Here is a 10,607-nt window from a genome sequence, read left to right as displayed (position 1 = left end):
GGTTTTCTGTGATCCTAGCTTTTAAATTTCCTTTTTCTATCTCTTTAGCTGTTGATACTGATTGATTAACAGCAGTAGCATCTTGATTAGCAGTGTCTTGTATCTTTTTGATGTTTTCGTTGATGAGCTGTGCCATAACACCGAATTCATCTTTAGAATTTATATATATAGGGTCTGCTTTATTTGTCTTATAGTTAAGTAGATCAAAGAAAGATAGTAGGCCTGTTTTTAGTTTGAGGATGATTTTTAGGAGGTAAGACGACATTAGAAGTGAAACTATCACAGAGATGATGATCGCTGCTAAGATAACGCCGATAGCTGAGTAAAATAGTGTATGCAAATCTTTTAAAAGCACATCTTCGTCCATCTCTCCAAATAGGTACCAATCAAGGCTTGGGATATATTTTGAGCCAATTATCAAATTTCTCGTGCCATCAAAGTGACGGATGACGCTGCCATTTTTATTCATCAAGACATCAAATTTCTCTTTGCCAAGGACATCTTTTACATTTACTTTGCCGACCCGGTCGCTCTTTTCTATCTTTACGATGCCACTTGAATCAACCATTAAGAATTTACTTCCCTCGCCCATGGTTTTTGAAGTGACTAAATTTACAATGTCATCAAGGTTCATGCCTATCGCGCTGACGCCATAAAATTTGCCGTCTTTTTCAACCTTACTATTTACATAAAGCGTTAGCGAGCCAGTAGCTTCTGAGACTTGGATGTTTAGAGAATTTACCTCTTTGCCATTTTTAACGTCAAAGTACCAGCTATCGCGTGGATTATCCTTGCTAAGCTGTTTTAAAATTTTGTCGTTTGTGTAGTAGTTTAGAGTTTTATCAGAGACAAACATCGCCGTTGAGAGGTTAAACGCCTTCATAAGGTCGGTGTTGTAGTTAAAAAGCGTCGCTAACCCGTCCTTTGGCTCACCCTCGTCGATCCACTTGAGAAGATAGTCGTTTTTAGTCATCTGATAAGAGGTGTTGATGATCTTATCTATGGCATAGCCGATCTCACCTGCAACGTTAGAGACAGCTAGTGGCAGCTCATCTTTCACAACTTTTTCTGTATATAGGTTGCGAGCTATGTTGTAACTAATGAGGCTAACGCCGATTAGTAGCAGCACGATCACAGCTGTCAAAATAACAGAAATTTTAATCCTTAAAGACTTCATAAATCACTCCTTGATCAATATTTGCATAATTATTCAACTTTTTATATAAAAGTAAAATTAATTTAAACAAATCCGAAATTTTGTTTTAACTATGTCACTTTACGAGGTCATAATGACACAAATTTAAATCACTCCCTGCCCTAAAGTGCTAAAAATTTCTAAGCAATTTTTCAAACTGCACACCATAGCTTGTGCGGTTATTATCTTTTAGTGTGATCTTGATGCTCTCAAGCACAAAATTTGCTGCCTTTTTGATAGCATTTTGCATGCTTTCGCCATTTATGAGTGAGCCAAAAAGCACTGAAGCGAATATATCTCCGGTGCCACTTGCGTGAAAGGGCAAATACTCGTGAAAATACTCCACTTTTTCTTTCGTCTTTGCATCGTAAGCTATGATACCACACTCATTTTGCCTATACCTAATGCCCTTTAAAACGATCTTTTGCGCGCCAAAACTAGCCAAGCCATTAAGCAGCTCTAAAATGTAATCCTCGCCGTATCCCTCGCTTAAAAATGACTTTTTACACATAAAACTTGCCTCAGTTATGTTTGGCGTGATGACGTGTGCCTTTGTGCAAAGCTCTCTCATCTTTGCCACAAATTTCTCATCAAAGCCGTGATAGAGCTTGCCATTATCGCCCATACAAGGATCCACAAGCCTTAGCAAAGAGCCGCTATCAAACTCAGCAAAGACCTTTTCTATAAGCTCAAGCTGCCTAAAACTACCTAAAAATCCAGTGTAAATTCCATCAAAGCTGATGCCCTCTTTGTGCCAAACCTGCGTTATAGCGTCAAATTCATCAGTCAAATCACGAAAAGTGAAATTTTTAAAGCCAGTGTGAGTTGAGAGCAGTGCCGTTGGTAAGATGCACGCCTCGATGCCTTGGGCGCTGATTATGGGAAGTGCGACGGTGAGCGAGCATTTGCCCACGCACGAGATGTCTTGTATAGTTAAAATTCGCTTCATCTATCATCTCAATTTATAAAATTTAACGCCGGCAACGTCAGTTTGATAAACCACGCCGTCTTGCAAGAGCTTATTTAAAATTTGCTTTGAGTGCTCTGAGAAATTTTCTTCGACATTTGCCGTAGTTTGCGGACGGCGCTCTAGCATGGCTAAAATTTCGCTCTTGCTAAATTCATACTTTTGCTCTACCTTGTGAGCCCTAGCTATGGTGACTGGCACGCCTTTTATCTTGCTTGCAAGCTCTTCAAGCCTACTAGCATCAACACCTTTTACATTGTAAGCTGGCGGGCGATCTATCGTGCCCACATCCACTCGGTGCGGGACTATCTCATTTATGGCCTCATTAAGCGCCATAAATTCCTCTTCTTTGTCGTTAAATCCAGCCACGACCAAAATTTCAAGCACAAGCTCGCCCTTAAATTCCTTGCGAAATTTAGCCATTGCTTTTACAAGCTCGCTAACTTCTATGCCACTTTTGTTGCGGTCTATCTTTTTAAATGTGCTTTGCACGGCGCTATCAAGGCTAAATTTCACTATATCAAGCCCTTTTAGCGCTTCACAAATTTTTTGATCTCTCGCGCCTGAGCCATTGCTTAGGATGAGAGTTTTTGCCTTGTCTTTTATCTCATTTACTTTTGCCACCAGCTCTTTTAAGTGCGGATAAAGAGTTGGCTCGCCATTTGCTGTAAGCGTGATGACATCGATATTTTGATGAACTTTTAAAGCTTCTTTTAAAGCGCTTATGATTTCATTAACGCTTGGTGGATTTTCTATCTCTTCAACTGGCTTTGCGCCCTTTAGCTCGCAATAAACGCAGTCAAAATTACATGATTTTTGCTTTGGGCTTAGATCGATACCAAGGCTCATGCCAAAACGGCGCGAATTTATCGGCCCAAAGACAACAGTGCTATCTTGCACTTTTTCTTTGAACCTCTTTTATGAAATATTTTGCGTTTTCAACTGGCACGTCTGGCAAGATCCCATGACCAAGGTTGAAGATATGCGGTGCGCCTTTCATTGTGCTTAAAATTTTATCCACACCCTCATCGATCGCCTTTTTGCTATATAGCCTTGTTGGCTCCATATTGCCCTGAAGGACGTATCTTGGGCTAAGTTTTTCTTTTGCTAGCTCGATCGGCGTGCTCCAGTCGACGCCAAAAACATCAAATTTACCTGAAATTTTATCTAAATAGCCGCTTATGCCTTTTGGGAAAACGATGACTGGGATATCTGGAAACTCAGCCTTGACGCTATCAACTATTTTGTTTATATAGTTAAATCCAAACTCAAAATAAGCCTGCTCTTCAAGCACAGCCGCCCAGCTGTCAAAAATTTGCACCGCATTTACGCCAGCTTTTATCTGCTCTTTGACGTAAAGGATGAGTGCTTGCGTCACTTTTTCTAAGATTTGATGTAAAAATTCTGGATTTTGATAGAGCATCTTTTTGCAGATTGCATAGTTTTTGCTACCGCCACCCTCTATCATATATGTAGCTATCGTCCAAGGTGCGCCACAAAAGCCAATGAGCGCCTTATCTTTAGCTAAATTTTCTCTTGTAAGCTTGATCGTATCATAAACGTATGCTAAGCTTTTAACCGATCTTTCGATGCTAAGCGCATCAAGTGCGGCCTCATCACGCAAAGGCTTTGTAAAAACTGGTCCCTCGCCCTTTTCAAAGCGCAAGTCCATGCCCATTTCAAGAGGCACGACCAAGATATCACTAAACAAAATCGCCGCATCAACGCCTAGGATTTCAACTGGCTGAAGCGTGACCTCGCTAGCCTTTTTATAGTCTTTACAAAGTGACAAAAAGTCCCCTGCTTTAGCTCTTACAGCCATATATTCTGGCAGATATCTGCCAGCTTGGCGCATCATCCAAACAGGCGTATATGGGGTCGGTTTTTTAAGGCAAGCGTCTATGAAAATCATAAAATTTCCTTTAAATTTTTAAAGGGATATTATCCAAAAATAGCTAAAGAAAAGATGTAGAAGAAATTTTAAGCGTAAAAACGCTTAAAATTTTAGTGTTCGCCCTTGTGAAGGAAGTAAAGTCCAAGGCAAAGCGCTAGGATAGAAGCCGCAAGATAAGCCATCTCAAGTGGAGTTGTGAAGTTTGCGTGAAGCACTCTTTGGAAGAAATTTACTATTAAAACCATGACGATCACTTTGCCAAGCTTGTCTTTTAGCTCATCAAGCGAATGCACTTCAAGCACTTTGCTTTGCTTTGACTGCTTTAGCTGTGTGATCTCTGAGATGAAAAGCTCGTAAATTCCGAAGCTAAATATATAAAGAACAAGCGCCATCAAGTATAGATCGATCGCTCCAACTATCTCACCAACGACCTCTGAGTGGAAATTTTCAACGTGAAAATCTGCAGCAAAGAAATATTTATAAACCTCTAAAAGCACCTTGCCGACATCATAACTTGCGATGATGAAAAGCACAATCGCACCTAAAAGTCCAAAGACTACTGGAAAAAGCGTGAAACTGTTGCTTGCAAGCAAAATTCTCTCAAATATTTTACGCAATAAAAACCCTTTTTATGAAATTTAAAAAGGGGGTATTTTATAGTTTTTTCCTTAAATTTTAGGCGCAAAATCACAATTAATTTTAGTGCAGACTACTCCTGCATCATGGTCCATTTTTGTGCGATCCTGACGGCATTTGTCGCAGCTCCCACGCGGATCTGATCGGCACTGCACCAAAGGTGAAGCACATTTGATCTAAAGTTATCAACCCTGATCCTACCAACATAAGTCTCGTTTGTATCGCTTGAGATGATAGGCATCGGATACTCTTTTTGGGCTGGATTATCGACTACGACGACGCTTGGCGCCTTGCTTAATATCTCTCTTGCCGCATCTGCGCTCACATCTTTGTCAAAATGGATAGTGATCGCCTCAGAGTGGCTTCTAAGCACCGGCACACGCACGCAAGTAGCGCTCACTTCGATATCTTTGTGAAGGATCTTTTGCGTTTCATTGACCATTTTCATCTCTTCTTTTGTATAGTCATTGTCCAAAAATACATCGATGTGAGGGATCACATTTAACGCTAGGCGGTGCGCAAAGACCTTTGGCTCGCACTCATCAAGCTTAAATTCAAAAAACTTTTGCATCTGCACGACAAGCTCTTCCATGCCCTCTTTGCCAGCGCCGCTTGCTGCTTGGTAGGTAGAAACATCGACCCTGTTGATACCAAAAGCGTCGTTTAGTGGCTTTAAAATTTGCACCATTTGGATGGTTGAGCAGTTTGGATTTGCGATGATGCCGCGGTTTTTCCACATGGCAATGTCGCTTGGGTTACACTCAGGTACGACTAGTGGGATATCTTTATCCATCCTAAAATGGCTGGTATTATCGATGACTACTGCGCCGCTATCAGCTGCAAATTTGGCAAATTTCTCTGAAACTGAGCCACCTGCGCTAAAAAATGCGATATCGACCTCGTGCTCGCTAAAAACTTTCTCTGTTAGCTCTTTTACTTTGTAGTTTTTGCCTTTAAATTCTATCTCGCTGCCAGCACTTTTGGCACTTGCAAGCGGCAAAAGCTCACCAACTGGGAAATCAACCTCTTCCATAACTCTAAAAAGCTCTTCGCCGACCGCTCCAGTAGCACCAACGACTGCTACGTTAAATTTTCTCATCTGCTCTCCTTGGTTTCTTTTAATTTTCTTAATTTGCATAATTTTACTAGCCAAAAACTTAAATTTTTACCTATTTTTTACTTCTCGCCTGCAAAAATAGATCTTTTGGTAAAATTTCATCGCCCTCGCTTAGTATAGCTGCACGCTGCACAACTGAGATGAGCTCTCTTATGTTGCCTGGATAATCATAGCCCAAAAGCTCCTCTTTGGCTGCTTTTGAGAAATTTTTAGCCTCAAAGCCATACTCTTTGCAGCATTTTTCTAAAGCATCTTGTGCGATAGGCAAAATTTCATCCTTTCGCTCGCGAAGTGGCGGGATGAAAAGCGGGATCGTGTTTAGGCGGTAGAAAAGATCCTCTCTAAACCTGCCCTCTTTCATCGCAAGCTCTAAATTTGCATTTGTAGCGCAGATGATGCGAACGTCTATCTTTTCGCTCTTTGTGGCGCCAAGCCTTGTTATCTCGCGCTCTTGAAGCGCACGAAGCAGCTTTGGCTGTAAATTTATAGGCATCTCGCCGATCTCATCTAAAAATAGCGTTCCGCCATTTGCCAGCTCAAACTGCCCTTTTTTGGTAGTAGCTGCGTCGGTAAATGCGCCCTTTTCAAAGCCAAAAAGCTCACTTTCTATCAAATTTTCAGGTATCGCTGCCATATTTAAAGCAATAAATGCCGCATCTTTTCTAGGTGAGTTTGCGTGGATAAATTTAGCAAAGACCTCCTTGCCAACGCCGCTTTCGCCACTAAGCATAACAGAAGCGTCCGTTCTTGCAGCTTTTAGCGCGATATTTAGCGTGGCTTCTAGCGCCTTTGAAGTAGCTAAAAAGCCGTTATTTTCGCTTTTTTCTTCAGCTTTTTTTGAAATTTTTGGAGTCTTTTGCTTTAGCGCCTCTACCCTTTTTATCGCCTCATAAAGCGTTGAGACGTCAAATGGCTTGGTTAAAAAGTCCTTCACGCCAAGCCTAACGCTCTCGATCGCCTTATTAAGTGTCGCGTTTCCAGTCATTATGATGACGTCAAATTTGCCGTTTAGCTCTTTAATGAACTCAAGTCCGTCCATTTTTGGCATGTTTATGTCGGTGATTATTAGATCAGTGTCGTCGCTTAGCTTTTTTAGAGCCTCAACTGCGCTCTTATAGCTTTTGATGTTTAGCTCATCATACTCACCAAGCGCGATCTCAAGCGACTTTCGCATATTGATGTCATCTTCTACTATGACGATATTCATTTGATCTCTTTTTTATTGAAGTGTGCCGATGATAGCGGATTTTGGCTTAAATTCCACCATAAATCTAACTGGCAAAATTTTCAAATTTGAAGCGTTTGAGATCTGTGTATTTTTGACTTTTAGCTCATTTTTTATCATCACTTTTTTTAAGGCAAAGCAGTCAAATATCTCATCTTTATGTAAATATAAAAAGCCAAGTGTTGTGGTGTTTTCGTCTTTAAAAGCGTCTATCTGGCAAAGAAATTTTGGTTTTGGATTTGGCGAAAGGGTCATCGCCTTTGAAAATGAAATTTCCTCATGAGCGATAATATGATTTGTCGTATCGACCTTTGCCCAGAAGATAAACTCCTCCAGGCAAAAGGCGAAATTTAAAAGTATCGTTAGTAAGAAAAGACTTCTCGCCACTTATCTTCGTCTATCTTAAGCTCCATATTTACCTTATAAAGCCCGTCTTTGAAATTTTCACTTACGATCCTTGCGTTTTTGACAAGGCCTTGAACCTTTGAAGTGATAGATGAGTCGTTTAGCATCGCGTCTCTTACGGTGTCTTCAGCGTTGATCTTTACGCCATAAAGCTTGCCAGCAAGCTGCGAATAAGCATCAGCCATCGCCGCTCTTTTTGCAAGAGTAACCGACTGAGCGTACGAGAGCGAATTTAGCGGAGCTATCCCCTCGCCTGTGGCTCTAAATGTAGTCTCTCTTGGAGCGCTATCATATATCATCTTCTCTTTTTTCATCACCTCTCTAAGATCGTCTTTATCGACCTTTTGGATGACTACGTTGCGGTTTGATGTGCTAGTTGGCTCGCCCATAAAGCCGTTAAATGAGCAACCGCCAAAAATAGCAACCATCAAAGCAAAAGATAAAATTTTAACCTTCATAAACAACCTTTTTTATGCTTTTATTTAAAATTTAACAGCAAAATCTATTCCAAAAGCCCCATATCTTCGCTTGGTGCTTCATCCTCGTCCTCGCCGTCTTCAGCCTTAGGGCATCTTGCGATACTTACAACATCGTCGCCATCGACATTTACGACGATCACGCCGCTTGTGTTACGTCCTGCTTTGCGGATACTTTGCATATCGACTCTGATCATCTTGCCGCTTGATGTTAGAGCCATAAGGTCTTGCTCTTCATCAACCATCACAACGCCAACAAGATCGCCTGTTCTGCTTGTTAGCTTCATGCAGATGACGCCTTTGCCACCGCGATTTGTCAAGCGGTACTCATCAGCGGTTGTGCGCTTGCCGATACCTTTTTGAGATATGCTTAAAATTTCTTGGTCATTGCTTTCGATGACTGCAGCGCCTACGACCTCATCGCCTGGCTCTTTAAATTTGATACCAGTTACGCCGCGTGCTGTTCTTCCCATTTGGCGAACCTTGCTGATCTTAAATTTAAGACACATGCCCTTTTTGGTAACGACAAATAGCATTGTCTCATCGCCTGAGTTTGCGTCCTCTTCGGCATTTGCACTATCTTCATCGATCTCGTTTTGAAGCTCTTCAACTTCAAGCACCTCTGTCTCAACACTTAACTCATTTTCAGGGTCAGTCACTGGCATATCATCGTATGTTTGAGCGATGAGTGCAGTTACTAGCTCGTCATTCTCATCGAGGCTTATAGCTCTTACGCCAACTGAGCGGATGTTTTTAAACTCACTTAAATTTGTGCGTTTTACGATGCCGTTTTTAGTAAAGAATGCTAGAGATTTGCTCTCGTCAAAGTCAGTCGTTGGGATGATCGCTTTTATCTTCTCATCAGGCTGCAACTGGATCAAATTTACAACTGCTTTGCCCTTTGCTGTGCGGCTTCCCTCTGGGATTTTGTAGACTTTTAGCCAGTATAGCTGTCCGCGGTCTGTCACAAACATAAGCGTATCGTGAGTATTTGAAGTAAAGAAGCTCTCTATAAAGTCATCATCATATGTTGTGACTGCTACTTTGCCTTTGCCGCCACGTTTTTGCTTCTCATACTGCTTGCTTGGCACACGCTTGATGTAGCCGCGGTGAGTTATGGTTACGACCATATTTTCATTTGGTATGAGGTCTTCGATATCGATATCATCGTAGTCATCAACGATCTCAGTTACTCTTGGTACTTTAAATTTATTTTTGATCTCTAAAAGCTCTTCTTTGATCAAATTTTCAAGCAATGTCTCGCTCTTTAAAATTTCATCAAGTCTTGCGATCTCAGCCATAAGCTCGGCTAACTCAGCCTCTAGTTTTTCTCTCTCTAGGCCTGTAAGCTTGCTTAGACGCATATCAAGGATAGCGTTTGCTTGAAGCTCTGAGAGGTTAAATTTACTCATCAAGCCTTCTCTAGCAACGGCTGTATCAGCACTATTTCTAATAAGCTCGATCACTTCGTCGATGTTATCAAGTGCGATCTTTAGACCCTCTAAGATGTGAGCTCTTGCGCGCGCTTTTTCAAGCTCAAATATCGTTCTTCTAATGATAACCGTTTTTCTGTGATTTAAAAATAGCTTAAGTAGCTCGATAAGGTTAAATACCTTTGGCTCTTTGTTATTAATAGCAAGCATAATAACGCCAAAAGTGCTCTCCATCGTGGTTGATTTAAAGAGATTGTTTAGCACGATATCGCTCATTGCGTCGCGTTTTAGCTCGATGACTACACGGATGCCGTCCTTGTCAGACTCATCTCTAACCTCGCTGATTCCATCAATCTGCTTATCTTTTACAAGCTCAGCGATCTGCTCGATAAGCCTAGCTTTGTTTGTTTGATAAGGTAGCTCGTCGATGACAATGACATCTTTGTTTGGCTTTTTTTCTATGTGAGTTTTGGCTCTTAGTTTGACCCTGCCACGACCTGTGCGGTAGGCCTCTATGATGCCCTTTTTACCAAAGATGATACCGCCAGTTGGGAAGTCTGGGCCTTTTATAAATTCCATCACCTCTTCAAGTGTTGCTTCTTTGTTTTCAAGAAGGAGCAAAAGACCGTCTATTAGCTCATCAAGGCTGTGTGGCGGGATATTTGTCGCCATACCAACAGCGATACCGCTTGAGCCATTTAATAATAAATTTGGCACACGGCTAGGCAAAACATCTGGCTCGACCTCTCTATCATCGTAGTTTGGCACAAAATCAACCGTGTCTTTGTCGATATCTTTTAAAAGCTCTTCAGTAAGCATGGTCATTCTAGCTTCGGTATAACGCATCGCAGCTGCGCTGTCGCCATCAATCGAGCCAAAGTTTCCTTGTCCATCAACGACTGGATAACGCATAGAAAATTTCTGAGCCATACGAACAAGTGCGTCATAAACCGCTGTGTCGCCGTGTGGGTGGTACTTACCGATGACTTCACCGACGATACGAGCTGACTTCATATAAGCACTTCTGCTGCCAACGCCGAGGTTATCCATAGCGTATAAAATTCTTCTATGAACTGGCTTTAGTCCGTCTCTAGCGTCAGGCAAAGCACGTCCGACGATGACGCTCATAGAGTAGTCAAGATAGCTATTTTTTATAGAATCTTCGATATCAACTGAAGCGATATCTTGAGTTAATTCAAGTAGATTGTCTTTCATTTTTATCCTTAAATTTAGCTTGTGGGATTTTAGCCAAAAATTGA

The 10,607-nt window shown here is 41.5% G+C and carries 10 protein-coding genes; all 10 read right to left on the bottom strand.

What is annotated here, in order from left to right:
• Positions 1-1,177: cache domain-containing protein (locus CVS91_RS09645; RefSeq protein ID WP_159071416.1), on the bottom strand; the 1,177-nt coding region annotated here is incomplete at its 3' end.
• Positions 1,178-1,325: 148 nt separating this feature from the next.
• Positions 1,326-2,144 carry a pyridoxamine kinase gene (locus CVS91_RS09640; protein WP_107831806.1) on the bottom strand — a complete coding sequence of 273 codons (819 nt, stop codon included), beginning with the start codon at positions 2,142-2,144 and terminating at the stop codon, positions 1,326-1,328.
• A 3-nt stretch (positions 2,145-2,147) separates the two neighbouring features.
• Positions 2,148-3,062 (bottom strand): radical SAM protein, encoded by a 915-nt coding sequence (locus CVS91_RS09635; protein ID WP_107831805.1) that lies wholly within the window; start codon positions 3,060-3,062, stop codon positions 2,148-2,150.
• Positions 3,052-4,074 carry a uroporphyrinogen decarboxylase gene (hemE, locus tag CVS91_RS09630; RefSeq protein ID WP_107831804.1) on the bottom strand — a complete coding sequence of 341 codons (1,023 nt, stop codon included), beginning with the start codon at positions 4,072-4,074 and terminating at the stop codon, positions 3,052-3,054. The genes CVS91_RS09635 and hemE overlap by 11 nt, the downstream gene beginning before the upstream one ends.
• 92 nt (positions 4,075-4,166) lie before the next feature.
• Positions 4,167-4,673 (bottom strand): YqhA family protein, encoded by a 507-nt coding sequence (locus CVS91_RS09625; protein WP_103596252.1) that lies wholly within the window; start codon positions 4,671-4,673, stop codon positions 4,167-4,169.
• Between the two features lie 92 nt (positions 4,674-4,765).
• On the bottom strand, positions 4,766-5,791 hold the full coding sequence (locus CVS91_RS09620; protein WP_107831803.1) for an aspartate-semialdehyde dehydrogenase: 1,026 nt from the start codon (positions 5,789-5,791) through the stop codon (positions 4,766-4,768).
• Between the two features lie 70 nt (positions 5,792-5,861).
• A complete protein-coding gene (locus CVS91_RS09615; protein ID WP_107831802.1) occupies positions 5,862-7,016 on the bottom strand; it encodes a sigma-54-dependent transcriptional regulator in 1,155 nt (384 codons plus the stop codon).
• Positions 7,017-7,028: 12 nt separating this feature from the next.
• A complete protein-coding gene (locus tag CVS91_RS09610) occupies positions 7,029-7,421 on the bottom strand; it encodes a hypothetical protein (RefSeq protein ID WP_107831801.1) in 393 nt (130 codons plus the stop codon).
• On the bottom strand, positions 7,397-7,897 hold the full coding sequence (locus CVS91_RS09605) for an LPP20 family lipoprotein (protein WP_021087651.1): 501 nt from the start codon (positions 7,895-7,897) through the stop codon (positions 7,397-7,399). Before CVS91_RS09605 ends, CVS91_RS09610 begins: the two co-directional genes overlap by 25 nt.
• A 44-nt stretch (positions 7,898-7,941) precedes the next feature.
• On the bottom strand, positions 7,942-10,563 hold the full coding sequence (gyrA, locus tag CVS91_RS09600) for a DNA gyrase subunit A (RefSeq protein ID WP_107831800.1): 2,622 nt from the start codon (positions 10,561-10,563) through the stop codon (positions 7,942-7,944).
• Positions 10,564-10,607 lie beyond the last annotated feature (44 nt).

It is taken from the genome of Campylobacter concisus, assembly GCF_003048985.1.
Taxonomy (GTDB): domain Bacteria; phylum Campylobacterota; class Campylobacteria; order Campylobacterales; family Campylobacteraceae; genus Campylobacter_A; species Campylobacter_A concisus_AY.
The sequence above is the reverse complement of the archived record's forward strand: the minus strand, read 5'-3'. Positions and strand labels throughout refer to the sequence as shown.

Coding starts and splice junctions, on each gene's coding strand:
- gyrA (WP_107831800.1), bottom strand. CDS start 10,563: ATGAAAGACAATCTACTTGAATTAACTCAAGATATCGCTTCAGTTGAT.
- CVS91_RS09615 (WP_107831802.1), bottom strand. CDS start 7,016: ATGAATATCGTCATAGTAGAAGATGACATCAATATGCGAAAGTCGCTT.
- CVS91_RS09640 (WP_107831806.1), bottom strand. CDS start 2,144: ATGAAGCGAATTTTAACTATACAAGACATCTCGTGCGTGGGCAAATGC.
- CVS91_RS09605 (WP_021087651.1), bottom strand. CDS start 7,897: ATGAAGGTTAAAATTTTATCTTTTGCTTTGATGGTTGCTATTTTTGGC.
- hemE (WP_107831804.1), bottom strand. CDS start 4,074: ATGATTTTCATAGACGCTTGCCTTAAAAAACCGACCCCATATACGCCT.
- CVS91_RS09620 (WP_107831803.1), bottom strand. CDS start 5,791: ATGAGAAAATTTAACGTAGCAGTCGTTGGTGCTACTGGAGCGGTCGGC.